Below are 25,767 nucleotides of genomic sequence, written 5' to 3' on the forward strand. Positions count from 1 at the left end.
GTTATTACTATGCAACATAGTATTTAGATATCGGCGTCAGCTCTCCGGCAACGGTGAGACCCCGTGTGCGCTCAGCAGGACATCGATCTGACCGACCTCGGCGGTTTGCGCGGAGGCGATCGAGCCCGCGAGCGCGGCGACAGCGGGAACTGTCGCGTTCGCTGCTCCCTGCTCTGCCATCGGGATTCCCCCACGATGGTGGCGGCGGAGCAGTTGTAGATACCGGCCGTCGAATTCTTCGGCGTTCATCCGGCGAAGTGCCGTCAGCTCGGCGGTACTGGCCATGCCGGGCATCGACGTCGCGTCCTGTCCGCTGTCGTTCGCGGACGCGCTCATGTCCATCGGGTGACCCCCTGTCGAGCTGGCCCCGGTCATCCACGTCATCGTCGGGCCGTCGGGCAGATATGGCCTGTCCCACAGTGTCAACCAGCCTTGCATCGTGCCGACTTGGCTCTGCTGCGAGGTCAACACGTCGAAGGCGAGGGTCCGGATGACCGGATCCGTCGAGCGTCCCAACGCCATCGCCGACATCTCGATCGCCTGGTTGTGATGGACCGACATGTCCTGCGCGAAACCCACATCCACCGAATTCGATGCCGGTACGGCCACTCGTGCGCTGTCCGGTGTGAGCAGTACGCCGATGAGGACGCCGGACAGGACGAGAGCTGTCACCGCCAAGCCGATGAGCAGTGCCCTGGGCCTGGATCTGGGTCCCGTTTCCGCGGCGTCATTCTGTGCACTGTCGTTCTGTGCATCGTCGATCTGGGCATCGTCGGCCTGGCCGTGCACGGTCATCGACTCCCCTCCCCCATCGGCGCTGGCGCACTGTCGAGGGCCGGGTCTTCCTCGAGGGGCACCGCGTCCGGTCCTGGCTCGCTGGCGTCGAACGGCGGCGGGTTGTCGGGATCGAACGCGCCGGGAATGGTCGAGCAACTGGCTCCGCTCTCGGGGTGGGTCGAGGGGTTCTGTCGCAGAGCAGCGACGAACTGAGTGATGCGCCGGTCGGAGGCATTGTCGAGCTCGAGTCGATGGCCCCACGACTGCAGCGTGATCGGTGCCGTCAGGCCCGGGTAGGGCGACATCATCGTGTAGGGCTCGCCCTCGACCCGCCCGGCGAGTGAACCGACCTCGTCGGAGGAGACCCGGTTCGGGTCGTACGTCACCCACACCGCCCCGTGTTCGAGCGAATGAACCGCGTTCTCGCTGCGTAGCGGGACGGGGTACACCACTCCGGTACACGTCGCCCAGGTCTGGTCGTGAGGGCCGCCGAACGGCGGACTCTGATCGTAGGCAACTCTCTGAGCTGGTTCGACGTGCCGCGCGGCCGGATACTCGACCTCGACGACGCCGTCGATGCCGCGGGAGGGGTCCGGGTCGTCGGCGGTCGGCGCGAACCGCTCGGCCTGATTGCGTTCGAGGACGCGGGGGGCCAGGTTGTATCCGATCGCACCGACGAGCACGACGATGACGACACCCGCGCCTATCACCGCCCAGGGAGCGCGCACGCCCCCGGGCACTCCGGCTGGGCGTGATCGCCGAGTCGAGCTCCGTCGGCCTCGGGCGGGGTTTCTGCTGCTGTTCATATTGCTCCTCCATCAAATACTATGCACCATAGTATTTGAATCAAGGTCCCAGGAAGCCCCTACGCACGACAGGACGGCCGATGCCGGTGTTCCGCGCACCCTCAACTGCTCGCGGGCAGCTTGCCCTTCATGTGCTGGCCTACAACGGTGCACGCCTGCTCTTCGTGTGTGTCGCCGCAGGAGTGCTTTTGGCCGTCGACGCACTGACGAGCCTTGACATTTCCTTCGTGTTGGTACTGCTTGGCGCACTTGCAGCAAGCCTGCCGCTGTCGGCACTGACCCTGAGGAAGCTCCGCCGAACCATCAATGCGGACATCGAAGCAGTCGATCGCACGCGCTCGATCAAGAAGCGAGGCCCCGCGGCGGGACGACCCGGCACCGACAAACCGTGACGTCGGCGCACGGACTTCGGCGTTGGCGTTGGCGTTGGCGTTGGCGGATCGTCCGTGTCGGTCACTGTTCGCCGACCCATTCGACGGACGCTTCGGCGTCCGGCTCGATGTCTAGTAGTTCCAGGGTGCGGTGCATCAGAGTCTCGATCCGATACTCGAGATCATCGACGAGGTCAGGCACATCGGCCAGAGCGGCGTGGGCACGGCGGCGGGCATCGACACCGATTAGCTAGTAGTCCGAGCCTGGTGCAGCTGACACCGGGTGCGGTGGTGTGCCGGTGACGTCAGTTTCCCGCTCGCCACGACCGCGTCGCCACGACAGGGGCGGGCGTGGATCGCGCCGGGGCAGTCGCCCGGAGCGGTGAGCAGCGATGACCGCCCCGACCGCTACCTGGGGCATCGGGTCGGCGGGAAACGGCACGACCCCACCGGTCGATCGGAACGGCGACGGGGCCTGGACGCACCGGCCACCTGCACATACCGGGAAAAGTCTCCCCCGGTACGTGCTCGGTGAGTAGTAGCGTCGAGGGGTAGCGATAGAACCGCAGGACAGTACGCCAGCGTTCCCACATCTCGGCGGGACGGAAGCCTTCCGACTCATCGGCTGATATCCGGACACTGTGCCGCCCACCGATCCACAGGGATGGAACTGACCACGCGCGGATGGGCCGCGAGTTCGTGCTACTTGAGCACGCAAATTACACCGCTGGGTGGGCTTGTCACCGAGGTCGGCAGACGAGGTGCAGGTGGGAGTTCGATTGCTTCCGAAGGGAATACGAACACCGAAGAACCGCCGAGTGAGCTGCACCTCATCGACTTGCGGCTCCGTACACGGCCGGGAGACTTGGTTGCATGACATCTTCTGTGGCACTCAGCCGCGAAACAGCCGTCGGCGCGGAGGCGCGACTGTCGTGGATACTGTCCGCGCTGGCCGGAATGGTGGGTGCTGTCGCATTTCTGCATTCGGCGGGGTATTTCGTGACGTTCATGACCGGCAACACCGAACGCGCCGTCATCGGGCATTTCGGCAGTCCGGAAGGTAAGCCCGTTGCACCCGGCGCATCGCCGTGGGCGGCGCTGGCTTTGATGGGTGCCTTTCTGGCGGGAGTGGTGATCGCGTCGATCTGCCGCCGCCGATACTGGTCCAATCACCCACACGGAGCAACAGTTGTCACGACCATCGCCCTCGCCGCGGCAGGGCTCATCGATATCGGGATATCCGGCTGGGCGTCCGACGACGTAAATTTCTATCCCATTCTGTTGGTTGCGTTCGCTCTCGGCGCGCTCAACACAGCATTCACGAAACGAGAAGAAACCTACATCCCCCTGAGCTACGTCACCGGCACCGTCGTCAAACTGGGCCAAGGGATCGAAAGACACCTACTGGGCGGCGGTACTTACCTCGACTGGCTTTGCTATGCAATGCTTCTCGGGTCCTTCGCAGCCGGAGGCGCAGCCGGGGCTCTGATCGGTGCCGCGATCACCGGACCTCAAGTACTCCTGGTTACCGCAGCCATCAGCCTGCTTGCAAGCATCTTCACCTTCACTCACACCGAGCGACGATCCCTATGGGGATAGGTCTATTCCCGGCCAGCGAAAACCTACGGGTCCGCGCTCCCGAGATCGTTCTGCTCCACCGGCGGACTCGACCAACAGAAACACTGTCGCAACGTGAATCAATCGGTTTGAGCGTGTGGAGAGGATGTTCGATACACACCATCTCTCGCTTGGCCCTGATCTCTTCGCCAAGGCGTCAGCGATGCCGGTAGTTGCTAGGTGGGTTGGGAGGTCGGTGCCGAAACCGTCAATAGTCGGCGACGCCGACGAGCGAGCTCGGTTTCGCAGCTACGTCGTGCACGGCCGCATCGGTCCCCGTGTGCGATCCGGATCGGAGCCATTGCCGACGACGGATACGGCAGATTCTGGGTCTCCCGCTGTGGACAACCGCGGGTGGTTCGCCCGCATCGCTACGCGTTGGCCATCGCGCTCGGTGGGTCGATCGACGAGTCGGTGAACGCATTGCACATGTCCGACAACCCGATCTGTGTACGAGTGACGCTGGACGAGGCGCAGCAACAGCCTCTTCACGTGGTCGACGGGAACCAATCGCAGAATCTGCGCGACATGGCCGCGAAAGGTCGCGGCGGTGGACGCCGCCGACCCGGGCTTTGGTACGGGCCGGATCGAGCCGCACGGGCGACGCGCGCCGGTTGCGTACGGCGGTACGCCATGGCCGAGACGACGTATCGGTGCAGGCAGCCTACTGAAGAGCGGTACACCCACGCTGTTCTCTCTAGCGTCGACGGATCGCAACCCACAGTCCGCAACGTCGGCAGATATAGGCAGCTCCCCCTGCCAGGGAGTGCAACTTCACGGTCGGGAAATCGCGACCACAGCAGGAACAGGCCGAGGTGCCGTCACTCTCACTGGACAGATTCATGAGCAAGCCCTTTCCGTCGAGAGTGACGGGAGAAGTTCGGCACTCCGTCTCCTTCCGCGTAATCGAATTCTACGACCTGTGCGCTGCCAACTTCAGCACGGATATACCGTGGGTGGATGGAGATCACCCTGCAGTATTTCGACGGTTGCCCGAACTGGACGGTCACTGCTGAACGGTTGCAGCTCCTCGCCGCGGAACACTCGGACGCCGTGCTCGTCTATCAACGCGTGGACACGGTGGACATGGCCGAACAGGTGCGTTTTCGTGGCTCTCCGACCGTTCTCGTCGACGGCGTCGACGTCATGGGCGACACATCCGCCGCAGTCGGTCTGGCCTGCCGTGTGTACATGACAGGTGACGGGCCGGCGGGTGCGCCGAGCATGGCTCAGCTCCGGGAAGCCATCCTCGGCTGACACCCGAATCGGGATACCCCAGGGGGTACTCATTGGTATCGTCGGTGACATACAGTCAGCTGATCGGCATGGTCGACGGGGCACAGCTCCGGAGGCCGGTTTGCTGAAAGCACTGACGGTGTTCGGCGTGCTGTTAATGCCTTCGGTGACACCGAACAATGAAGGTGATACAGCCGTGCTCGGGGGCCCGCATCCCTTTTTGAGTGCGGAGTCGCGGACGTCGCTGAATCCGGCGGTCGTCGATCCGACGAGATGTCCCGTGCGGGCGTTCTTCATCCCGCAGATGCGGGCCGTCCCGTCTCGACGGACCAGGGATCGACGCAGTTCGCAACCGTCGACACCGACGGCAACCTGATCGCCTTGCATAACGACGCCCCCGCACCCGAGGGACAGTTCTACCCGTCGCTCGACGGACGAGGGCGCACGATTGAAATTGGCTCGGCGCGGCGACTGCCGTCACCACTGACCGATCGACCCGCTCTTGGCAGGACCACTCAAGAGCCCATCGGACCACACATGATCACACCCGCAGCGGCGAGGGCACCGAACACGATCGGACTCGCGGTGATCGAGAGGACGATCAAGGACAGTTGGGTGCGGGCCCGCGCGTGCACGGGGGTGGACACAGCGACGGTGAGGCGATGAGCACGAGCGAGCACGTCGCCTCCGCTCGCGCCGAGGGCACCCGCGGGAGCGACGGACGAACCAGTGAGGGCGAGCAGACCACCGAGTAGCGCCCGCCGACCATGGGAGCGGGCAGCGCTGTCGTCCGCGCACATCTCGAGCAGCAGGGCGATCTCGGTCGCCCCGTCGCGGAACAACCGCATCCATGGAGCTGCCGCGGCGAGTCCGCGAACAGAGGCGAGCAGCAGGTGATGGCGACCGATTAGGTGAGCACGTTCGTGCGCCAAGACGGCGCCTAACTGATCCGGGACGAGTGCATCCAGGGCACCAGTAGTGATCACGATGGTCTTCGGACGGCCAGCAACGCAGTAGGCGAGCCGATCCGCGGTGTCGACGACCACCGCGTCGGTACCGGGCAGGCGTTGGCCGATCACCCTCGCCGTCCGGGCGTGGCGAAGCGTGTGCGTTCGCATCCGCAGCATGCCCCGCCCAGCCCTCCACACCACCAACGGAAGCGCCGCCGCAGCGACCGCGGAGACTGCTATCAGTGTTCCCTGAAGCAGTGCTGCGGCACGGCCGTCGATCGACCGGAGCACCTCGACGACGCACGCTGACACCCAGTGAGCGTCTCTGTTCCAATGCACCGCTTCGGTGACGAGCATGATCGCCGCGCCGGTCCAGGTCAGGATCACCACCGCCATTGCTGCACTCCAGGCAGCTATCCCGAGCTGCGGAGCGATGCCCCGGCGGGTCAGTCGCGCGAGCACAGGCGGACCGGCTACCGAGACCACGAGCCCGTAGAGCAGCAGGCACAGAGTCAGAGTCATCGCGACTGGCCGGGGTCGGTCAGTCTGCGCAACGCTCTTCGCACACGCTCCGACTCTTCGTCGCTCATCTGCTCGACGAAATGGGTGAGCACCAGGTCCGACTTGCCGCCCGCAGCGAACGCGTGACGCATCAGCCGGGCACTGTGCTCCTCGCGAGACAACGTCGGCCAGTAGTCGAACGCCTTGCCCCTACGGGTGCGCTCCAACCAGCCCTTACGGTGCAGGTTGTCCATCGTCGACATCACCGTGGTGTAGGCAATCACCCGCTGCTCGGCCAATTCGTCGAACAACTCCCGCACGGTGCTTCGCGCACCGCGGGCCCACAGGCGATCCATCACTACCGCCTCGAGTTCACCGAATCCGTTCACCCGCACCTATCGCCTCCTGCCCTGTCGTCTCCTGATCCTAGGGTCGTCGGTAACACGACATCTACTATCTATGTACGTACTCAGTATATGGTCGTGATGTCCCGTCTCCTCGGGACCAGAATTGAGGGAGATTCCGATGACCGAACTGATGACCAACCTGCAGACGTGGTGGGATTGCCAGATCATGATGGCCACCGGCATGTGTGGGGACATGTGCGCCGCAATGATGTGTTGCTGACCGGCTGACGACCTGCGATAGGATACTTCCCCCGACTTCCCGAAAGTCGGGGGAAGCTTGCCGGGCGAGCCTCTCGCGCGGCGTCGTACAGAACGAATCGACAGGGCGAGCGCAGTCTTTGACGATTGCGTACGGACGAAGACCAGGCTTGCCGAAGCCCTGCTGATCTGATCTCGTAACTCTCCTCGGCGACGGGGTGCCGGCGACGACGCTGCGCTTCCACGAAAGCGAGGGGCTGCTGCCGGCGGACCGAGCCCCGAACGGGTACCGCGTCTACGACAAACGAGCACAGCAACGGTTGGCGTTCATCACCGCCGCGAAAAGCTCGAAACTGACGCTGCCACAGATCAAGACGATGCTGCGCGCATGGGAGAACGACTCCTGCGCCGCTGTGAAGACCGGGCTGCGGCCAACACTGCGCGAGCACATCACCCGGGAGGAGGAGTCGATCGCGCAGCTCACCGAGCTGCATGCCGCAATGACCGGTGCGTTCGATCGTCTCGACGACACTCCCGACGCGTCGGCGCGCCGTTCGACCCGCAATGCAGCTGGTTGACCTCGGCCTCCTCGCCGTCTCGGACGGATTCGGCGAGTAGGGAATCGAAAGCGCCTTCGTAGCAGGTGCCACCGCGATCGGGAAGTCGGCGATCTCGACCGCGCCGTACGGAGCAACTGCGGTTTGTCGCGTGCGTCCGCAGGTCCGGTGACCGGGTCCCACACCACGGAGGTGTTCTTCGTCGTGCCGTCGTCCTGTCTCAGTACGGCACGACGAGGATCGGACTCGTGCCGACGAGACCGGGGCCGAGCATTCACGCATAGCGATCATACCGGGCTTAGATGCTATCATCGTTGCATGACGATCAATAAGGATGGCCGCCTGCCCGGCGGTTCCACGTCGACTTTCGATGCGGCAGTGTCGTTGTTCCACAGCCTTTCCGATGCGACACGGTTGGCTATCGTTCGCCGTCTCGCCAGCAGGGAGGTGCGTGTAGCGGACCTGGTGAGCGAGCTGGGGCTGGCACAGTCGACGGTATCGGCGCACATGGCGTGCCTGCGGGACTGCGGATTGGTCGTCGGTCGCCCCCAGGGCCGGCAGGTGTTCTACTCCCTCGTCCGGCCGGAACTGTTGGACCTGCTCGCTTCGGCCGAGACCCTCCTCGCCGTCACGGGGAACGCGGTGGCACTCTGCCCGGTTTACGGCACCGCGCCCGCCGGGTCGGCGGTGACCGGATGAGCGACGCATGCGGCTGCGGCCACGACGAACCCCGCCTGGACGGCGACGAGGAGCACGAACCCGACAAGCTGTGGCAGATCACCGAGATCCGAGCTGCCGCGGTGGCCGGTGCACTGCTGGCGGCAGGGCTGATCATTGACTGGATCGGCGGCCCTGATCGGCTGACCCTGGTGCTCGAATCACTCGCGTTGATCGTCGCCGGCTACACCTTCGTCCCGTCGACCCTTCGGCGGCTCGCGCGCGGCAAGATCGGTGTCGGCACCCTGATGACCATCGCGGCGGTCGGTGCCGTGATCCTTGGTGAGGTCGGCGAGGCCGCGATGCTCGCGTTCTTGTTCGCGATCAGCGAGGGCCTCGAGGAGTACGCGGTCGCCCGCACACGGCGAGGTCTACGGGCACTGTTGTCCCTGGTTCCCGACACCGCCACAGTCCGACGAGACGGCCTCGAGCAGGCGGTGTCGCCGACCGAGTTGATGCTCGGGGAGATGATGATCGTCAAGCCCGGCGAGCGCATCGCCACCGACGGCACCATCCGCCGCGGCACCACCGCGCTCGACACCTCGGCGATCACCGGCGAATCGGTGCCCGTCGAGGCCGGGCCCGGCGACGACGTGTATGCCGGGGCGATCAACGGAACCGGCGTTCTCGAGGTGGAGGTCTCCGCACGTGCCGAGGACAACTCGCTGGCCAAGATCGTCCGGATCGTCGAGGCCGAGCAGTCCCGCAAGGGTGAGGCTCAGCGGTTGGCCGACACGATCGCCAGGCCCCTGGTGCCGGCAATCATGGTCGCCGCCGCCCTCATCGCCGCCGTGGGCAGCCTGCTCGGCGAACCACGGGTATGGATCGAACGCGCACTGGTCGTCCTCGTCGCCGCCTCACCGTGCGCACTGGCCATCGCCGTCCCGGTCACCGTCGTCGCGGCGATCGGCGCCGCCAGCAAACTCGGCGTCCTGGTCAAGGGAGGCTCAGCTCTTGAGGCGCTGGGCCGCATCCGCGTGATCGCGCTCGACAAGACCGGCACCCTGACCCGCAACAAGCCGGTCGTCATCGACGTCGCCACCGCGGACGGTGCGACCCGCGAACAGGTCCTCGCCGTGGCCGCAGCGCTGGAAGTGCGCAGCGAGCACCCCCTGGCCGCGGCGATCCTCGCCGCCGTCGACGACCACACACCCGCCGACGACGTCGTCGCAGTCACCGGAGCCGGCCTCACCGGCCGCCTCTGCGGCGACGACGTCCGCCTCGGCCGACCAGGGTGGATCGACCCCGGCCCGCTGGCCGCGGACGTGGAACGGATGCAGCACGCCGGAGCCACCGCCGTCCTCGTCGAACAGGACGGCCGCACCCTCGGCGCGATAGCGGTCCGCGACGAACTGCGACCCGAAGCCGCGGAAGTCGTCGCCGGTCTCCGCCGCGACGGGTACCACGTCGCGATGCTCACCGGGGACAACGAACGCACCGCCCGCGCACTGGCCGCCGACGTCGGCATCGAGGAGGTCCACGCGGATCTGCGACCGGAGGACAAAGCACGCATCATCGGCGACCTGAAGGGCCGCCGGTCGACCGCGATGGTCGGCGACGGCGTCAACGACGCCCCCGCACTGGCCACCGCCGACCTCGGTATCGCCATGGGCGCCATGGGCACCGACGTGGCCATCGAGACCGCCGACGTCGCCCTGATGGGTGAGGACCTGCGGCACCTGCCGCACGCCCTGGCCCACGCGCGCCGATCCCGACGCATCATGCTGCAGAACGTCGGGCTGTCGCTGGCGATCATCACCGTGCTGATGCCGCTCGCCCTGTTCGGAATCCTCGGCCTGGCCGCGGTGGTGCTGGTGCACGAACTCGCCGAGATCGTGGTCATCGCCAACGGAGTCCGCGCCGGCCGCACCCACCCCCTGTCCGCCGCAGCGGTGCCCGCACCTGCCCCGGCAGCAGCCGAGGCCTGGACATGAGCCCAGACCCCACTTCGGGCCCGATGCCGGGTGTCTCGACCGGGGGACGCTCGGCGACTCGATCCCGGTGGACCCTGGCGATCGTCGTCGCCGTCCTCGTCGCGGCGGCACTCGCGGCCGACCCCGTCGCCCGCCGCGCACTCTCCGACGGCCGCGTCATCGAACTGGGGTTGCTGCAACTCAGGCTTGCCTACAACAGCGGTGTCGCCTTCAGCGTCGGGAACGGGCTGCCGCCAGGGGTCATCATCGCGGTCACCGCCATCATCACTCTCGCCATCGCCGTGTACGCGTGGCGCACCGTCCCCGTCGGCTCACTGACCGGGACGGTGGGGCTGTCGGCGGTCGTCGCCGGAGCGGCCGCCAACGTCATCGACCGCGCTGCCGACGGCCGCGTGACGGACTACTTCCACACCGGATGGTGGCCCACCTTCAACCTCGCCGACACCTACCTCACATGCGGCGTAGTCCTGGTCGTCCTCGCGTCGCTCCGGGAGGGCCGAACCCGCGTCGATCCCACGGGCACGGAGCAACGATCCGTATGACTGCTCCCCGACCTCGAATCCGATCGACCTCCATGACGGTCGCGTGCGGCACCGGGGGCGTCCGGTTACATCCTCACCGACGCCCGGTGCGGCAGTGATCACCACCATCGCCGCGGCAGTGGCGATGTTCGCCGGCACCAACATCGACGACATCGTCGTGCTGACGGTGCTGTTCGTCGCCTCCGCCAGCCAGGGTAGGCCGCGGGCGTGGCAGATCGTCACCGGCCAGTACCTCGGCCTGATCACCCTCGTCGCGACCAGCGTCGTCGCCGCTCTGGGACTGGTGATCGTGCCGCAAGAATGGGTCGGGCTACTCGGTGTGCTGCCCCTGTCGCTGGGGCTCTGGACGCTGATCCGCTGGCTGCGCAGCGACGACGAGGACGAACCCCCGGTCGCTGCCACCGGAATGGCAGGCGTTGCTGCCATCACCATCGCCAACGGTGCCGACAACATCGCCGTCTACACCCCGGTCTTTCGGACGCTCGGTCCACCACAGACCGCAGTCACCATCGCCGTGTTCCTGATCTGCGTCGGGATCTGGTGCTACGCCGGCAGGCTGCTGGGCACTCGCAGGAAGGTCGTCGACACTCTCGAACGGGTCGAGCACTGGCTCGTCCCAGCGGTGTTCATCGGCTTGGGTCTCTTCATCCTCCTCGAATCCGGAGTTCTCGCCCGGCTGATCGCCGCCGCGTCATGACCGACACCCGCTCGCGCGCAGCCTGCGGAACCGCTACGGCCCGACTCAGATCGGTTCCCGCCACCGCCCGGTGGCGTCACCTCCATGCCATCGATCGAAGCGTGAGGGTGAGCAAAGGGCGGCGCATCGATACTCGGTCGATCCGTCGGCGATCATCAGATCGACCACGGTGCGACAATCGGACCGGACTTGCCGAATCGACCGCCGAGTAGGCGTCGCTGACCCCGATCATCTGTGTCCGAGCGGTGTGTGGACAGACGAGCCACGCTCGTCCGCGCGGGCGCGGAGTCGTATTCGTCGCCGGAAGGTTAGGTTCGGCAGCCCTTATAGACTCGCTCGGTGCCCAGAGACTTCAACCGCCCGAAACGCCCCAGTGTGCGCTTAGCGCACGATTTGGGCAGATTCGGTGACGCACCGGGTCTGATATCGGTGAACGAGACGATCACCTACCGCGACCTGGACGAGCGCATCGACCGGCAGGCGGCCAGACTTGGACGTGGCCGTCGTCTGGTACTGATCGCCGGCACCAACAAGGTCGAGGTCGTCGTCACCTACCTCGCGGCGCTGCGTGCAGGACACCCCGTACTGCTGGCCTCGGACGACAATCCCGACCATCTCGACGGGCTCATCGACACATATCGGCCCGATGTGGTGGTGCGCACCCTCGACGGCAACACAGTCGTCGAAGAACTCGATCGACAATCCAGACATGAGCTGCACCCTGATCTCGCGTTGCTGCTGAGCACCTCGGGTTCGACCGGATCACCCAAACTCGTCCGTCTCTCGCACGACAACGTGCAGGCCAACGCCGAGTCGATTGCCGAATACCTGGGCATCCGCCCCACCGACCGTGCCGTGACCACGCTACCCATGCACTACTGCTATGGGCTTTCGGTCGTCCACAGCCACCTCCTGCGCGGTGCCGCCTTGATTCTGACCAACTCTTCGGTCACAGATACTCGACTGTGGGACCTTGCGCGCACCCACCGCGCCTCCACCTTCGCGGGTGTGCCGTACACCTTCGATCTGCTCGACCGTATCGGGTTCGAACAGCTGAATCTTCACGACCTGCGGTACGTCACGCAGGCCGGCGGAAAGCTGTCGCCCGATCGCGTCCGCACGTATGCCGAGCTGGGCCGACGCCAGGGATGGGACTTGTTCGTCATGTACGGGCAAACGGAGGCGACCGCCCGAATGGCGTATCTGCCACCGGATCTTGCCGCCGCTCATCCGCATTCCATCGGACGGCCGATTCCCGACGGGTCCTTTCGGCTCGATCCGGTCGCGGATGCCCCGGACGGGACGGGTGAGCTCGTCTATTCGGGGCCGAACGTCATGCTCGGCTACGCACACGACCCCGGCGACTTGCGCCTGGGTGACACGCTCGCCGGCGAGCTGCGAACAGGCGACCTGGCCCGGCGAACGGCCGATGGACTGTACGAAGTGGTCGGCCGACGCAGCCGTTTCGCGAAAGTGTTCGGTCTACGTATCGATCTGCACCGCGTCGAGTCCGCGCTCGCACACCTGGGATTGACCGTGTGCTGCACCGACGGCACGGACGAACTCGTCGTCGTCGCGGAGAACGCTGACGTCGCCGACGTGCGACGCTTGACAGCACAGTTCAGCGGCCTTCCCGCAACAGCAGTTCGGGTGTGTGTCGTCGATGAGCTGCCGCGCACCTCCACCGGCAAACCCGATGCGCGAGCGGTCGCGGAATTCGCAGGCAAGCCCGGCCCTGTTCAGCCCACCTCGACGACGACAAAGCCCGAGACCACCGATGTCAAAGCGATGTATGCCGAGGTCCTGCATCACGCAAGGGTCGACGACGACAGCACGTTCGTGAGCTTGGGCGGTGACTCTTTGTCGTATGTGCGGATGTCCATTCGGCTGGAGGAGCTGCTCGGTCACCTCCCGGCGGACTGGCACAACACCCGAGTCGTGGACTTCGTTCAGGCACCGCACCTGCGCCGCGGCTGGCGACGGGTGGAGACCAACGTTGTGCTGCGCGCCCTTGCGATCGTGCTGATCACCGGCTCGCACATACACCTGTTTTCGGTGCTCGGCGGGGCGCACGTGCTTCTCGGAATCGCCGGCTACAACTTCGCCCGCTTCCACCTCGGCGCGGTCGATCGCACCGCCCGCGCACGCAATGCTGTGCGCAGCGTCGCTCGGATCGCCATCCCCAGCATGGTGTGGATCGGGGCCATCATCGCTCTGACCGGGGACTACCGCATCACCAGTGCATTGCTGCTCAACGGAATCTTCGGCCCGGACGGTTGGTCTGTCGAATGGCGATACTGGTTCGTCGAGGCGATTGTGTACATCGTCCTCGTAGCCGCCGCTGTGCTCTATGTTCCGGCGGTCGCACGTCTCGAACGCAGTCACCCGTTCTGGTTTCCTATGGGGTTGGTGGCATTGGGCCTGGTTACCCGTTACGGATTGATCGAGATCGACGACAGCCGCAATCGCATTCTGACCGCGGCGGTTGTCTTCTGGTTGTTCGCCCTCGGCTGGGCCGCCGCCCGGGCGCAGACCGTGTGGCATCGAGTGGGGGTCACCGCGGCAATCGTGCTATCGATTCCCGGGTTCTTCTTCGGCGACATCCAGCGAGAAGTCATCGTGATTGTCGGACTTTGCCTGCTGGTGTGGCTCACATCCGTCCCATGTCCCGCAGTTGTGGGCCGGGTTGCGGGGGTGTTGGCAAGCGCGTCACTCTACATCTACCTGACCCATTTTCAGGTCTATCTACCGCTGCGCGACGACCATCCCTGGACAGCATTCGCCCTGTCGATCGTCGTGGGGGTTGTCTACTGGCAGGCCGCGACCTTCGTGCTCGCCCGTCTACCGTGGAGCGGGACAGGGCCGGGCATTAGGTTTGCCAATCCTCTAAGTACCATGGCGGCGGGGACGACCGGAGGTGGTCCGGTAAATGCGAAGGACGGACGATGAGCAAGCGGATCGAACTGATGGCGGGCCTCGCACTGGCGACCGCGGCACTGTTGACGGTGTCGGGGTGTTCGAGCGCTGAGTCCGACCCGGGCGGGGACAACCGGATCACCGTCTACAACGCCCAACACGAGTCGCTGACGAAAGAATGGGCCGACGCGTTCACCTCGGAGACCGGCATCGAGGTCGACCTGCGCCAAGGGAGCGATACCGAACTCGGCAACCAACTCGTAGCGGAGGGTGACCGATCGCCAGCGGATGTGTTCCTCACGGAGAACTCTCCGGCGATGACGCTCGTCGAGAACGCGGGTCTGTTCACCGACGTCGACCAGGCCGTGCTGGCCCAGGTTCCGAGCCAATACCGCCCGTCGAACGGCAAGTGGACGGGTATCGCCGCCCGCTCGACCGTGTTCGCCTACAACACGGACATGCTGACCCCCGATCAGCTCCCGGCCTCACTCCTGGACCTGCAGGACCCCGCCTGGAAGGACCGCTGGGCAGCATCGCCGTCGGGAGCCGATTTCCAAGCCATCGTCAGTGCGCTGCTCGAGTTGAAAGGCGAGGACGCTACACGCACCTGGTTGGAGGGGATGAAGAACAACGTCCGCGCCTACAACGGTAACGGCACGGTGATGAAAGCCGTCAACGCCGGAGAAATCCCGGGCGGCGTGATCTACCACTACTACTGGTTCGGCGATCAGGCCAAGACCGGAGAGAACAGCAGTAACGTCGCCCTGCACTACTTCAAGAACGAAGACCCCGGCGCATTTGTCAGCGTCTCCGGCGGCGGCGTCCTGCAGTCCAGCGCGAAACAGGATGCAGCGCAGCAGTTCCTGGCGTTCGTCACCGGACCGAAGGGTCAGGAAGTTCTGCGGGACGGGATGTCGTTCGAGTACTCGGTGGGCAGCGAAGTGGCGGCCAACGCGGATCTGGTCCCCTTGACCGAACTGCAGGCCCCGCAGGTGGACCCGGCGAAGCTCAACAGCCCGAAGGTCACCGAGCTCATGACCGAAGCCGGTTTGCTCTGATTCCAACGACGAACGGTCGAGAACAACGGGGGCCGGCCCACACGCTGCGGTGCCCAGCAGGCCGGTCGCGTATGCCCTTGCCTCTGGCTGTCACCGCAGTGATTGTCGTGGCGATCTCGCTCATCCCGCTCGGGTACGTGATCGTGGAGAGCGTGGACACCGGCTGGGCCACCGCGTCGGCGCTGCTGTTCCGATCGCGGGTCCGCGAATTGTTGGCCAACACCGTGATGTTGGTAGTGATCACGGTGCCCATCTGTGTCGCAATCGGCGTCGCGGCTGCTTGGTTGGTCGAGCGCACACGAGTATTCGGAGCGAAGGTGTGGGCGGTATTGCTTGCCGCGCCGCTGGCTGTCCCGGCGTTCGTGAACGGCTACTCGTGGGTGACGGCGATCCCTTCCCTCGGCGGGCTGCGCGGCGGCGTTCTGATCGCAACGCTCTCGTATTTTCCTCTCGTCTACATTCCCGTGGCCGCGACGCTACGCAGGCTCGACCCCGCGGTCGAGGAATCGGCGCGAGGACTCGGAATCGGACCGTGGGCAGTGTTCTTTCGCGTCGTGGTGCCGCAGCTGCGGCTGGCAATCGCCGGCGGCGCGCTTCTGGTCGCGTTGCACCTACTCGCCGAATACGGTGCCTTCGTCTTCATCCGCTTCGACACATTCACTACAGCGATTTTCGAGCAGTATCAATCGACGTTCAACGGAGCGGCGGCGACCATGCTCGCCGGGGTGCTGGTATTGCTGTGCCTCACATTGTTGGTGATCGAAGCGGTTGTGCGTGGCAGTGCCAGGTATGCCCGCATCGGCTCGGGTGCAGCCCGCCCGGCCGTGCCTGCAGAACTCGGTTGGCAGTATTCGCCGATCGCGCTCGTCTTCCTGGGGATGTTGATCGCACTGTCTCTCGGAGTCCCGATCGCCAGTGTTCTGCGGTGGCTTGTCGTCGGCGGCAGCGCGGTGTGGGAGTGGGACGAAATCTCGTCCGCGCTGCTGCAGACGCTCGGGTTCGGAATTGCCGGTGCGGTCATGACGTGTGCACTCGCGTTCCCGGTCGCGTGGATCTCGATTCGCCACCGCGGACGGTTCAGCCGTGTCCTCGAGGGCGGTACCTACATCTCGAGTTCGTTGCCCGGCATCGTGGTTGCGTTGGCGTTCGTCACCGTCGCCATTCGGTACGCAAATCCGCTGTATCAAACAGTTGTCGTCGTGATCGCGGCCTACGCATTGCTCTTCCTGCCACGCGCATTGGTCAACCTGCGGGCGGGGCTCGCGCAGGCGCCCGTCGGGTTGGACGAGGCGGCTCGGTCGCTGGGTCTGTCACCGCTGTCGAGTTTCTTTCGGGTGACTCTCAGATTGGCTGCGCCGGCCACCGCAGCGGGCGGTGCGTTGGTGTTCTTGGGGATCGTGAACGAGTTGACCGCGACATTGCTGCTGGCACCGACCGGAACCCGCACTCTGTCGATGCAGTTCTGGTCGCTGAGCAGCGAGATCGACTACTCGGGGGCTGCTCCGTACGCGTTGATCATGATCGTGCTGTCTCTGCCCATGACCTACGTTCTCTTCTCCCAGTCGAAAAAGGCGGCAGGACTATGACATACGCGGTGGAGGTGGATGGGCTGGACAAGTCGTTCGGTCCTGTGACGGTGCTACGTCGTGTTGAGTTCGCTGTCGATGCCGGGTCGACCACAGCCATCGTCGGACCGTCCGGTTGCGGTAAGACGACGCTGCTGCGTCTGATCGCGGGTTTCGACAAACCCGACGCAGGCACTGTCGCACTGACCGGGAAGGTCGTCGCGGGATCCGGCTGGACGCCTGCGCACCGAAGGTCGGTGGGGTACGTCGCCCAGGACGGGGCACTGTTCCCACACGCCACGGTCGGCGCGAACATCGGGTTCGGCCTGCCACGCCGTGCCCGCACCGTCTCGAAGATCACCGAACTGCTCGAGATGGTGTCGCTGGATTCGTCCTACGCCTCACGTCGACCCGACCAGCTCTCCGGCGGCCAGCAGCAACGGGTCGCGCTCGCGCGGGCGCTGGCGCGTGAACCTGAATTGATGCTGCTCGACGAACCGTTCTCGGCACTCGATGCCGGCTTGCGGGCGAACACTCGACGGATCGTCGCCGACGTCCTCGCCAAGGCTGGGATCACCACCATCCTCGTCACCCACGATCAACCCGAGGCCCTGTCGTTCGCCGACCGGGTTGCGGTGATGAGCTCGGGCAGGCTCGCACAGATCGGTACACCTCGTGAAATCTATTCCCGCCCTGTGGACGTCACCACCGCGGAATTCATCGGTGACGCCGTGATCTTGACGGCCCACATCGAGAACGGCCGTGCCCGCTGCGCCCTCGGCGACGTCGCCGTCGCCCCTTCCCCGAACGCCATCGAAGGTGCAGCCCGAATCATGTTGCGGCCGGAGCAAATCGAGGTGACCACCGACGGCGCGGGTGCATCGGGGGCCGTCGTCGACGTGGAGTACTTCGGGTCGGAGATGCTGCTCGGGATCCGCCTCGACACCGCGGACACCGCTATGGCCCAGCGGGTCACCGTGCGCCGCTTCGGCGCCACGGCTCTGACGCCCGGCGACAGGGTCGCCATCCGCGTCATCGGCGACGCCGTAGTGTACGACCTGTGAGAGAGCTACTCAGTGTGAGGCAGCCTCTCGCGTCCTGCTCGATCATGCGATCGATGCCGAACAATGTGCGTAGTTAGTGGGCAGACTTGCACCATCCAGACTGAGGCAACGCCCCGGAGGCAATCACGTCTCGACCCCAAGCATGGAACGGGCCGGCCGGCATCGACTGTCACCGCCGTCTACGATCCGCACGCGGGTTGATGTCTTGAAGGTGGTGGGCGGCTTCGTCGTCATCCAAACTGGGGGCATCGATTGCGTTGCTTGCAAATCTGGTGGCCCGCACTAAGTCTTCTTTCTTTCGAGGACGGACTCCCCCTGAGCGGCGGAAGAACCCACTGATTCCGATTTCCCACGCACACCACCACCATCGCGAGCGGTAATCGGTCCTGGAACACAGAGGCAAGCAGGAGACGTTCACCCGCGCACAATCAGACGACGGTTAGATGGATCAGTGCAATGCTGAGTGCGACGACGATTCCCGCGATGAACCGGGCTGCATATCGAGTGATCCGGTAATTTGACATCGCTGCCCATCAACATGCGGTCAGAGGTGAACCGCACCAACGGAATCAGCGCGATCGGAATACCGAAGGACAACACGACCTGCGAGACGACGAGAGCGCGACTGGGGTCAACCCCAGCGGCGAGGATCGCCAGTGCCGGAACCAGCCGCCGCACACGATCGGGATGCGCTTGCGTGGACGGTGCACGCCTGCTTTTCGTGTGTGTCGCTGCAGGAGCGATCGTGACCATCGACGCACTGACCAGTCTCGACATCCCCTTCGTGTTGGTACTTCTCACCGCGCTTGCCGCTGTCGGCACTGACCCTCAGGAAACGTCGCCGAACCATCAACGCAGACATCGATGCAGTGGATCGGAAGCGCACCGCGAGACGAGGTCCAGCGACACGACCACCCCGTACCAAGAGACCGTGAAGCCCGCGTGCGAACTTTCGACACAGACCCGGTCGTCGTTCGGTGCAATGTTCGCTGACTCACTCACAACAGGGGTCGCTCCTGCGGGGTGACACCTGGGATCGTCGCGCGCTGAAGACTATTGCTCGCACTCCGGCATTTCCGCATCTAAGAACTCGAGAAGTTCCCTGAGCAGTCGGTCTGCGCGGTTTTCGACATCGGCAAGAACCGAATCGACGTCGTCGAGGAGCGCGTGGGAGTGCCTTCGTGCGAGTGTGCCGCGTTCGTAGTAACCAGGGTCGAGCGAGACCGCCGATGCAGGCTCGAGCGTAAAGACACGCTTTGGGTTCGTCTCTCGGACGGGGGGCGGTATGTGCGTGGGAGCGCGTCCCCCGAGGTGTGCTCGAACGATATCGGCTATTCCCCGGGAGGTGAGAGGGGTTGCGACCAGCGGGGTATGGCCCCACCGGTCGATCGTGGTCAACAACGGCCGTTCGCTGCCTGGGTCGAGATGAGTAACGGAGTCGGCGAGTTCGGTTCCGTCGACGTGCTCGATGGCGTCGGCGAGCATGCGTGTGCTGGGGTGCCGCTCGCCGTGGGCCAGGACCTCGTACCAGCGCCTGTACACCTTTCTCGGTGATGCGCCCGCCCTCACGAGCTCCAACGAAGTGACGGCATGTACACCGGTGCCCGTTTCGATTGTGAGGGCATCGAATTCGGGTTCGACGGCGACATCTCTTATTCGCAGTGCCGCGATCTCGGTGTATGGCAGCCCGGCCGCGGCAAGAGTGAGGACCAGTGCATCTCGGCGAGCGAACAACGCCGCCGGCCACCCTGTTCCGGGGAGGCGCGTGACGATGCCGCCGATCCGAGTTGCGGTGTCGCGCAAACGCGCTGCACGCAGCGCGTCCAGAGCCGCTCGCACGCTCTGACCGCGACCCGGCGGGGGCAGGGCGCGGTCTCGATGAACAGCGTCGATGACGGCGATGCGACGACGTTGCGTTGCCGGCGCGGCAGGGTTGGCTCGGAGGAACCGAACGAACAACTCCGGTGAGACCGGCAACGCCGACTGATCATGAGCGGTGCACCAGTCCGCGAACAGCGACCACGTGTGTCGACCCCGTTCCGGGACAGTGTCGTTCGATACTGGAGTTGTTCGGACAAGGTCGGTGTTGTCGCCGCTCGTCGAGGTGTCGGTGCCGTGCATGAGGGTCACAAGCCGAGATCGTTCACGGCGTTGCCGACCAGAGGCGCGTTCTCGCGGGCATAGATTTCGACCATTCCCGGGCTTCTGTGTCCGGTCTGTCGCATGATCGCGTGTGCGTCGGCACCGTTACGGAACGCTTGAGTGACGAATCCGGCACGCAGTGAATGTCCGCCCAGCTGGGCGAGAAGGTCTGCGTCGTAGCCGGCGCGGCCGGCGCGGCGGCGGATCGCGGCGTGCACTGCCGCACCCGACAGTGCGGTCTGGGATAGGTTGCCGTTCTTGCGGATCGACCGGAACAGCGCCGACCGCGTGTCAGCGGTGGGCAGGGTGCTGTGGCAGAGATGGGAGTCGAACTTCGCTGCGCGGGAAAGCAAACGAATGATCGCGGTTCTGCCACCGGTATCGAATGCAGCAACGATCTGCAGCCAGCGAACCCACGCGCAGACCGGGCATGATTCGTGCCGGTCGGTGAACGGCAGCGCCTTCACCGTTCCGGTTCCGTCCTGGTCGGTCTTCGAGTGCCGCAGGCGGACATGCGCACCGTCGAGGCGATCGCGGCGCACATCACGACATTCGAGGTCCACGAGTTCGCTGCGCCGAAATGCCCCGGAGTACCCCATCAGCAGTAGTGCGGTGTCGCGGCGTTCGAGCACTTCACTGGCCCAGCCGGTGACACCGGCACGTGCTACGTCAACGATGGCAGTGATATCGGACGTCAGGAGTGGGGCGCGGGGATTGCGGGGGCGCTCCCCCGCGGCGGCGTAGTCTCGGCGGATACCGGCGAGGGTGGCGCGCACCATCTCGTGGCCACACGGGGTGTCGTGGCCGAGCCCGCGGTGACGGTCGGTGATCGCAGCGACCCATTTGCCGAAGGTCGACGGTGCATACGCCCGGACTCCGTCGACGGTCAGCGAGTCCGCCGCGTCAACGAGATACGCAGCCACGGTCGCAGGGTGCGCCGGCAACGAGATGTGCCCGGCGGCAGTGCACCAGGTCTCGAATCGCCGCCACGCCGAATCGTAGGCGCGGCGGGTTGCGGCAGACCGCGCCGACGCCATCGACCGTTCGATACGCGCAGCCACCTCGGCCGACAGGTCCGGAAACACCACCGCACCACTCACCAGGGCAACTGAATCTGCGTCCAGGACCTCACCGAGCTGCCGTTCTGCCATGGCAAGAACTGTAGTGCGCACCTCCGACAGGCTTTTTGATTTCAAAACACGCTCACCTGGTGTTTCGCCGGGGATGGTGCGGGAAAATGGGCGTACGACGGCCTGCAGTACCACTTCTCGGTGCTCTGAGCGTCGGTTGAGGAGCAGAAGTTTGCTCCGTACACGGCCGCACCGGTCTGTTCGAATTGCTCGACAGTTGAGTATCCCTGGGACGGGTCGCAAGCGTAGCCGTCGAGGACTTGTCCGGCCACGAGATCAGGTCGTTCCACTGAGCAGTAGCTCTTTGGACGGGAAACCCGTCGAATCTCCTTCACTTTGACACCTACACCGGCAGCTCGTGGCGGGGTCGCAGCCCTACGAGGACCTAGTCGGGGCGTGACACCCGAATAGTTCTCGAGTACGCGGCTCGGAATTATCGGGAACTTCCGGGACCGCTGGCCCGACTACTGCACGAGTAGGACCGGCTGAGCGCCCAGTGCAGCCCGAGGAGAAGGAACCGAAACACGCAGATGTCCACCAGTGAAATCGATCGACCGCCTGCGCCCGGTGACACCCCGCCTTCGGTGACGAAGATCCCGTTGTGGCCACAGATCAGGCCGTTCGTGCTGCGGTTGCACTTTTATGCCGGCATCCTGGTCGGACCGTTTCTGCTGATCGCGGCCGTGACCGGCCTGCTGTACACCATCAGCCCGCAGTTGTCGGACTACGTTCATCGCCACGAACTGACAGTCGATCAGGTCGGCGATCAGCAGCTGCCGCTCAGTGAGCAGGTCGCCGCGGCCCGGGCCGCCCACCCAGAAGGCTCGATCACCGAGGTCCGGCCCCCCATCGACGCCGAGAGCACCCACCCGTGTCGTGCTGGCGGTCGACGACGTTCCCGAGGGGTACGGGCGGACCGTGTTCGTCGACCCTTACACCGCGCAGGTCCGCGGAGAACTGACCACGTTCGGTGAGTGGCTCCCGGTGCGCGCGTGGATCGACGAACTGCACCGCAACCTCCACCTCGGCGATCTGGGCCGTAACTACAGTGAGTTGGCCGCCAGTTGGCTGTGGGTGGTCGCACTCGGCGGGCTCGTGTTGTGGACGCCCGGGTCCGCCAACGCTCGTCCAGTGCCTCCGAAGCCGCCAGAGCTGCTCTGGTGCCGGAGCCGAGGAAGAGGGGCCGCGCCCGCGCGTTGTCGTGGCACGGCACGGTCGGGGTGTGGATCATCGCCGCTCTCCTGCTTCTCTCGGTCACCGGTTTGACGTGGTCACGGTATGCCGGAGAGACCATCGGGGACGTACGTACGGCGCTGTCGTGAACGACACCGTCGGTCGAGACTCATCCTGCCGGAACGGGCGAGAATGCAGGCGGTGATCACCACGGGGGAGACGGTGCGCCGGTCACCGACACCGTGATCGGTGAAGGCGCGGAATCGACGGTGTCGAGGCCGCCGCCCAGGGCGCGGGCCTGCAGGCACCGATGAAGCTCGTTCCTCCCGCCGAAGAGGGACAGGCATGGAAAGTGCAAGAGGCCAAACGTGATTGGCCCACACGCTACGATTCGGTAGCCGTCGATGCCGCGTCGGGCCAGGTGATCGACAAGGTCGAGTTCGCGAACTGGCCGCTCATGGCCAAGATGACCAACTGGACCATCGACGCCCACATGGGCATCCTGTTCGGACTCGTCAACCAGATCCTGTTGGCGCTCACCGCTATCGGTCTGATCGCCGTCATCCTTCGCGGCTACCGGATGTGGTGGCTGCGGTGCCCGACCCGGGCACGAGGAATCAGGTTCGGACCACCTGCCAAACGCGGGGCGCTGCGCCGGATGCCGCCGTGGGCCGCGGTAACCGCGGTAGTGATCGCAGTGATCCTGGGCTGGTACATGCCGTTGTTCGGAATAACACTGGCAGTGTTCGTCGCCGTCGACGTCGCTCTGGGACTACGTCACCACCGTCGATCGCGCGGAACCACACTCGAATCCGCGTCGCTGCCGTCGCGGGAAGAACGAGCCGACGCGGATCGAGCACCGGGTATCGATGCACACAATCGGCAGGACGCGTCGTGATCGCTGATAGTTCGCTGCGGTGGATCACCACAGCACTGTTCGTGTTCGCGGCCGGATACTGCGTGTACCGCATCATCCGCGCCGCGCAGTGGAACGTACGGATCGACCACGGGTTCCACCTCGTGATGTGCGCGGCCATGATTGCGATGGCGTGGCCGTGGGGGCTCGGCGTCCCGCTGTTACCGCAGGGAGTGTTCTTTGCCGCGGCGACGGTGTGGTTCGCGATCTCCGCAGCACGCACGGCACCGGGCACGACCGGTGTCGACGAGCACCCCCACGGACCTGCGATGGGCAGCTATCACGTGTTCATGATGGCTGCGATGGTGTGGATGGTCGCGGTGATGGCCGGGTGGCTTCCCGGCACCGCCGCGCACGATCACACCGCCGACGCCGCCGACGGTGACATGTCCGGAATGGGCGCGCACGCACACACCCCCGACATGGACATGAGCAGTCCTGACCATACGGCCGCGATGAGCGGACCGGGATGGATCTCCGCGGTATCACTCACGCTCACAGTCGTCTTCGCTGTCGCAGCGATCGTGTGGCTCTACCGTCTGTTCGTCGCCGAACAGAGCACTGCTCTCGCACCTGTACATCCTTCGCCTGGATCGCAGGCAGGTAATATCGCCGTCGATGCGCTACCGGCGTCGCGGCCGCAGAGTGTCGCTGCGGCGTGCGAGGTGGCGATGGCAGCCGGAATGGCGATCATGATGGGCGTCGTGTAACACCGATGATCGACCGACGCCACTGCAGTACAGCGACATCGAACGAGGCTATGTGACAACCGATTCACCGCACCATATTTCGCGCACACGCCAGTCGCTGTGTGTGCGTTACGTCCTTGCGATCGCGCTCGTATGCGCGGCCGCGTTGGTCGTTGTCGTCACCGTCCGCTCGGGGGACACCCGACACGCAGCCAGCGGTGACTCGTTCCCTGGCACCTTCACATCGCTTCTGTACGTCCTGCTCCGTTTCACCGTCTCACTCGCCGCCGCGATCACGATGGGCTCATTGGTATACGGGATAGTCTGTACCCGTTTCTGCCGTGTGGGCCGGGTCGGTCCCGACGGATACGCGACCCTGCTCACTGCTGGCCGATCGAGCCTGAGAACCGTCTGACGCTCCCTCGCTCGAGCAGTTCGCGACCTTCTGGCGGTTTGACTTCGTCACCGGCGGCGCGGCAGTCGTCCTGATCGCGCTGTACGGGTGGGCAGTTCTGCGGTTGCGACGGCGCGGAGATCAGTGGCCCCTCGGGCGTACCATCGCCTGGATGACCGGGTGCCTGGCGTTGCTGGTGGCGACGAGTTCAGGTCTCGCTGCATACGGTTCGGCGATGTTCAGCGTCAATATGGGTGCGCACATGACGCTCAACATGTTCGTTCCGGTCCTGCTCGTGCTCGGCGGGCCGGTCACGCTCGCGTTGCGGGCGCTGCCCCCAGCTCGGGAGGACAGGATGCCGGGACCGCGGGAATGGATCGTGTGGGTGGTCCATTCACCACTGATGCGAGTGCTGTCGAACCCCGCCGTCGCGGTCGGGTTGTTCGTCCTCTCCATCTATGCAGTGTATTTCAGCCCGCTGTTCGACGAGCTGGTCCGCTACCACTGGGGACACGAGGTGATGAATATCCACTTCATCGTCACCGGGTACCTCTACTACTGGGTCATCATCGGCATCGACCCCGGACTGCACCGGGTTCAGGCCGCACGAAGGAACGCAGCTGGGATCCACGAGCAACTCGTAACGTTCGATCACCAGGATCAGTGATGCGCGCAGCCCTATGCTTCCTGCAATGCGCATTCCCCCATCCCGCCCCGAAAGATGCTGGTCTATACCGTTGTGTAGGAGATGTCGGTCATGCCGTTCACGGGATGGCACGTACCGCGGCGTCGAGAGCACCGGGTGTGCTCAGGGCGATCGGTTCGCCGTTGAGCAGGACTGTGGGAGTGGCGTTGATGGTCTTGAGCACCGACTGGGTGGAGTCGGCCACCCAGTCGGTGTAGTGGCCGCCGGTGATGCAGTCGCCGGCGGTGTCGGGAACTCCCGCTGCGACAGCGATATCGGTCAGTTGCTCGTCGCTCAGCCCCGAACCGCCTTCGGCGGGCTGCTGCCCGTATACGGCGGCGGATCAGGAGTGTCGCCCGGGGTCCTGCTCGGTCTGGGGTCTGCTCACCGTCGGTGGCGCAGCGAGCCGACAGGGCGAGCACAGGACCAAACCGGGGGCGGACTGCACGACCGCCTCCGATTCGGGCGTGTTCGATCAGACTGTTTCGAGGTTGCGTGCGGACCAGGCGGCGTAGCTGCCCTCGAGTTCGACAACTCGGTAGCCGGCGCGACGCAGGGCGCTGGCTGCGACCGCGTTACGGACGCCGCTCTGGCAGTAGGTCACGATCGGACCGCCCGTGGGCAGTCCGTCGAGGTTCCACAGCAATCGCCCACCGCTGAGCTGTTCGGAGCCAGGTATGTGGCCGTCGGCGTGTTCGGTTTTGTTGCGCACGTCCAGCACCATT

Annotated in this window: 26 protein-coding genes and 2 pseudogenes; 19 read left to right on the forward strand and 9 right to left on the reverse strand. The window is 65.2% G+C overall.

Features of this window, described 5'->3' with window-relative positions; all coding sequences use genetic code 11:
* Positions 1 to 36: 36 nt before the first annotated feature.
* Together AB0366_RS26225 and AB0366_RS26230 are read right to left on the reverse strand one after the other, a co-directional pair.
* Positions 37 to 795, reverse strand: coding sequence for a DUF305 domain-containing protein (locus AB0366_RS26225; protein ID WP_008720482.1), 759 nt, complete (start codon positions 793 to 795; stop codon positions 37 to 39).
* Positions 792 to 1,583 (reverse strand): DUF3105 domain-containing protein, encoded by a 792-nt coding sequence (locus AB0366_RS26230; RefSeq protein ID WP_032373348.1) that lies wholly within the window; start codon positions 1,581 to 1,583, stop codon positions 792 to 794. Before AB0366_RS26230 ends, AB0366_RS26225 begins: the two co-directional genes overlap by 4 nt.
* 80 nt (positions 1,584 to 1,663) lie before the next feature.
* Here AB0366_RS26230 and AB0366_RS26235 point away from each other — a divergent pair, with 80 nt between their 5' ends.
* The 3 genes from AB0366_RS26235 (at position 1,664) to AB0366_RS26245 (ending at position 4,828) form a co-directional block, all read left to right on the forward strand.
* Positions 1,664 to 1,975 (forward strand): DUF4229 domain-containing protein, encoded by a 312-nt coding sequence (locus tag AB0366_RS26235; protein WP_008720486.1) that lies wholly within the window; start codon positions 1,664 to 1,666, stop codon positions 1,973 to 1,975.
* 852 nt (positions 1,976 to 2,827) lie between these two features.
* A complete protein-coding gene (locus tag AB0366_RS26240; protein ID WP_008720488.1) occupies positions 2,828 to 3,553 on the forward strand; it encodes a YoaK family protein in 726 nt (241 codons plus the stop codon).
* Positions 3,554 to 4,531: 978 nt separating this feature from the next.
* Positions 4,532 to 4,828 (forward strand): hypothetical protein, encoded by a 297-nt coding sequence (locus AB0366_RS26245; RefSeq protein WP_008720468.1) that lies wholly within the window; start codon positions 4,532 to 4,534, stop codon positions 4,826 to 4,828.
* Between the two features lie 494 nt (positions 4,829 to 5,322).
* Here the strand turns inward: AB0366_RS26245 and AB0366_RS26250 are convergent, their stop codons facing one another.
* Both AB0366_RS26250 and AB0366_RS26255 read right to left on the reverse strand, forming a co-directional pair.
* Positions 5,323 to 6,279 carry a M56 family metallopeptidase gene (locus AB0366_RS26250; RefSeq protein WP_008720467.1) on the reverse strand — a complete coding sequence of 319 codons (957 nt, stop codon included), beginning with the start codon at positions 6,277 to 6,279 and terminating at the stop codon, positions 5,323 to 5,325.
* Positions 6,276 to 6,653, reverse strand: coding sequence for a BlaI/MecI/CopY family transcriptional regulator (locus AB0366_RS26255; protein WP_008720466.1), 378 nt, complete (start codon positions 6,651 to 6,653; stop codon positions 6,276 to 6,278). The genes AB0366_RS26250 and AB0366_RS26255 overlap by 4 nt, the downstream gene beginning before the upstream one ends.
* A gap of 428 nt (positions 6,654 to 7,081) precedes the next feature.
* On the opposite strand from AB0366_RS26255, the gene AB0366_RS26260 reads away from it, so the two are divergent.
* The 9 genes from AB0366_RS26260 to AB0366_RS26300 all read left to right on the forward strand — a co-directional run bounded on the left by AB0366_RS26260 (position 7,082) and on the right by AB0366_RS26300 (position 17,913).
* On the forward strand, positions 7,082 to 7,441 hold the full coding sequence (locus AB0366_RS26260; protein WP_008720465.1) for a MerR family transcriptional regulator: 360 nt from the start codon (positions 7,082 to 7,084) through the stop codon (positions 7,439 to 7,441).
* Positions 7,442 to 7,738: 297 nt separating this feature from the next.
* Entirely contained in the window at positions 7,739 to 8,119 is a 381-nt protein-coding gene (locus tag AB0366_RS26265) for a metalloregulator ArsR/SmtB family transcription factor (RefSeq protein WP_008720464.1), read from the forward strand.
* Positions 8,116 to 10,071: a cation-translocating P-type ATPase gene (locus AB0366_RS26270; RefSeq protein WP_008720463.1), complete on the forward strand. Its 1,956-nt coding sequence runs from the start codon at positions 8,116 to 8,118 to the stop codon at positions 10,069 to 10,071. The genes AB0366_RS26265 and AB0366_RS26270 overlap by 4 nt, the downstream gene beginning before the upstream one ends.
* The gene (locus tag AB0366_RS26275; protein ID WP_008720462.1) at positions 10,068 to 10,613 is read left to right on the forward strand and encodes a signal peptidase II; all 546 of its coding nucleotides are present in this window, start codon (positions 10,068 to 10,070) and stop codon (positions 10,611 to 10,613) included. Before AB0366_RS26270 ends, AB0366_RS26275 begins: the two co-directional genes overlap by 4 nt.
* Before the next feature lie 94 nt (positions 10,614 to 10,707).
* Positions 10,708 to 11,310 carry a cadmium resistance transporter gene (locus AB0366_RS26280; RefSeq protein ID WP_008720461.1) on the forward strand — a complete coding sequence of 201 codons (603 nt, stop codon included), beginning with the start codon at positions 10,708 to 10,710 and terminating at the stop codon, positions 11,308 to 11,310.
* A gap of 393 nt (positions 11,311 to 11,703) precedes the next feature.
* Positions 11,704 to 14,259 carry an AMP-binding protein gene (locus AB0366_RS26285; protein ID WP_241256931.1) on the forward strand — a complete coding sequence of 852 codons (2,556 nt, stop codon included), beginning with the start codon at positions 11,704 to 11,706 and terminating at the stop codon, positions 14,257 to 14,259.
* Positions 14,256 to 15,284, forward strand: a complete 1,029-nt coding sequence (locus tag AB0366_RS26290) for an iron ABC transporter substrate-binding protein (RefSeq protein ID WP_008720459.1) — start codon at positions 14,256 to 14,258, stop codon at positions 15,282 to 15,284. Before AB0366_RS26285 ends, AB0366_RS26290 begins: the two co-directional genes overlap by 4 nt.
* 71 nt (positions 15,285 to 15,355) lie before the next feature.
* On the forward strand, positions 15,356 to 16,870 hold the full coding sequence (locus AB0366_RS26295; RefSeq protein WP_080733225.1) for an iron ABC transporter permease: 1,515 nt from the start codon (positions 15,356 to 15,358) through the stop codon (positions 16,868 to 16,870).
* Positions 16,867 to 17,913 (forward strand): ABC transporter ATP-binding protein, encoded by a 1,047-nt coding sequence (locus AB0366_RS26300; RefSeq protein WP_008720455.1) that lies wholly within the window; start codon positions 16,867 to 16,869, stop codon positions 17,911 to 17,913. The genes AB0366_RS26295 and AB0366_RS26300 overlap by 4 nt, the downstream gene beginning before the upstream one ends.
* Positions 17,914 to 18,341: 428 nt before the next feature.
* Here AB0366_RS26300 and AB0366_RS26305 read toward each other — a convergent pair.
* Both AB0366_RS26305 and AB0366_RS26310 read right to left on the reverse strand, forming a co-directional pair.
* Positions 18,342 to 18,690, reverse strand: a pseudogene (locus tag AB0366_RS26305) (divalent metal cation transporter).
* Positions 18,691 to 18,966: 276 nt separating this feature from the next.
* Positions 18,967 to 19,491 carry a hypothetical protein gene (locus AB0366_RS26310; RefSeq protein WP_230593321.1) on the reverse strand — a complete coding sequence of 175 codons (525 nt, stop codon included), beginning with the start codon at positions 19,489 to 19,491 and terminating at the stop codon, positions 18,967 to 18,969.
* 12 nt (positions 19,492 to 19,503) lie between these two features.
* On the opposite strand from AB0366_RS26310, the gene AB0366_RS26315 reads away from it, so the two are divergent.
* Positions 19,504 to 19,881: a hypothetical protein gene (locus AB0366_RS26315; RefSeq protein ID WP_230593320.1), complete on the forward strand. Its 378-nt coding sequence runs from the start codon at positions 19,504 to 19,506 to the stop codon at positions 19,879 to 19,881.
* Between the two features lie 158 nt (positions 19,882 to 20,039).
* On the opposite strand, the gene AB0366_RS26320 is transcribed toward AB0366_RS26315, so the two are convergent.
* Positions 20,040 to 21,206 carry a site-specific integrase gene (locus tag AB0366_RS26320; RefSeq protein WP_008720452.1) on the reverse strand — a complete coding sequence of 389 codons (1,167 nt, stop codon included), beginning with the start codon at positions 21,204 to 21,206 and terminating at the stop codon, positions 20,040 to 20,042.
* A gap of 509 nt (positions 21,207 to 21,715) precedes the next feature.
* Here AB0366_RS26320 and AB0366_RS26325 point away from each other — a divergent pair.
* From AB0366_RS26325 to AB0366_RS26350, 6 genes and pseudogenes are all read left to right on the forward strand, one after another.
* The gene (locus AB0366_RS26325; RefSeq protein WP_008720451.1) at positions 21,716 to 22,159 is read left to right on the forward strand and encodes a PepSY domain-containing protein; all 444 of its coding nucleotides are present in this window, start codon (positions 21,716 to 21,718) and stop codon (positions 22,157 to 22,159) included.
* Positions 22,062 to 22,451, forward strand: a complete 390-nt coding sequence (locus AB0366_RS26330) for a PepSY-associated TM helix domain-containing protein (RefSeq protein WP_268987755.1) — start codon at positions 22,062 to 22,064, stop codon at positions 22,449 to 22,451. Before AB0366_RS26325 ends, AB0366_RS26330 begins: the two co-directional genes overlap by 98 nt.
* Positions 22,406 to 22,507, forward strand: coding sequence for a hypothetical protein (locus AB0366_RS26335; RefSeq protein ID WP_268987754.1), 102 nt, complete (start codon positions 22,406 to 22,408; stop codon positions 22,505 to 22,507). The genes AB0366_RS26330 and AB0366_RS26335 overlap by 46 nt, the downstream gene beginning before the upstream one ends.
* Positions 22,508 to 22,668: 161 nt before the next feature.
* A complete protein-coding gene (locus tag AB0366_RS26340; RefSeq protein WP_008720449.1) occupies positions 22,669 to 23,256 on the forward strand; it encodes a PepSY-associated TM helix domain-containing protein in 588 nt (195 codons plus the stop codon).
* A complete protein-coding gene (locus AB0366_RS26345) occupies positions 23,253 to 23,984 on the forward strand; it encodes a DUF5134 domain-containing protein (protein WP_008720441.1) in 732 nt (243 codons plus the stop codon). Before AB0366_RS26340 ends, AB0366_RS26345 begins: the two co-directional genes overlap by 4 nt.
* A gap of 398 nt (positions 23,985 to 24,382) precedes the next feature.
* Positions 24,383 to 24,955 (forward strand): annotated as a pseudogene (locus tag AB0366_RS26350) (cytochrome c oxidase assembly protein); the annotation flags it as partial.
* 166 nt (positions 24,956 to 25,121) lie between these two features.
* On the opposite strand, the gene AB0366_RS26355 reads toward AB0366_RS26350, so the two are convergent.
* Both AB0366_RS26355 and AB0366_RS26360 read right to left on the reverse strand, forming a co-directional pair.
* Positions 25,122 to 25,247, reverse strand: coding sequence for a hypothetical protein (locus tag AB0366_RS26355; RefSeq protein WP_268987753.1), 126 nt, complete (start codon positions 25,245 to 25,247; stop codon positions 25,122 to 25,124).
* Between the two features lie 270 nt (positions 25,248 to 25,517).
* Positions 25,518 to 25,767 (reverse strand): rhodanese-like domain-containing protein (locus tag AB0366_RS26360; protein ID WP_366246564.1); only part of this gene is annotated, 250 nt, incomplete at its 5' end.

Source organism: Rhodococcus sp. NPDC076796 (assembly GCF_040702765.1).
Lineage (GTDB): Bacteria > Actinomycetota > Actinomycetes > Mycobacteriales > Mycobacteriaceae > Rhodococcoides.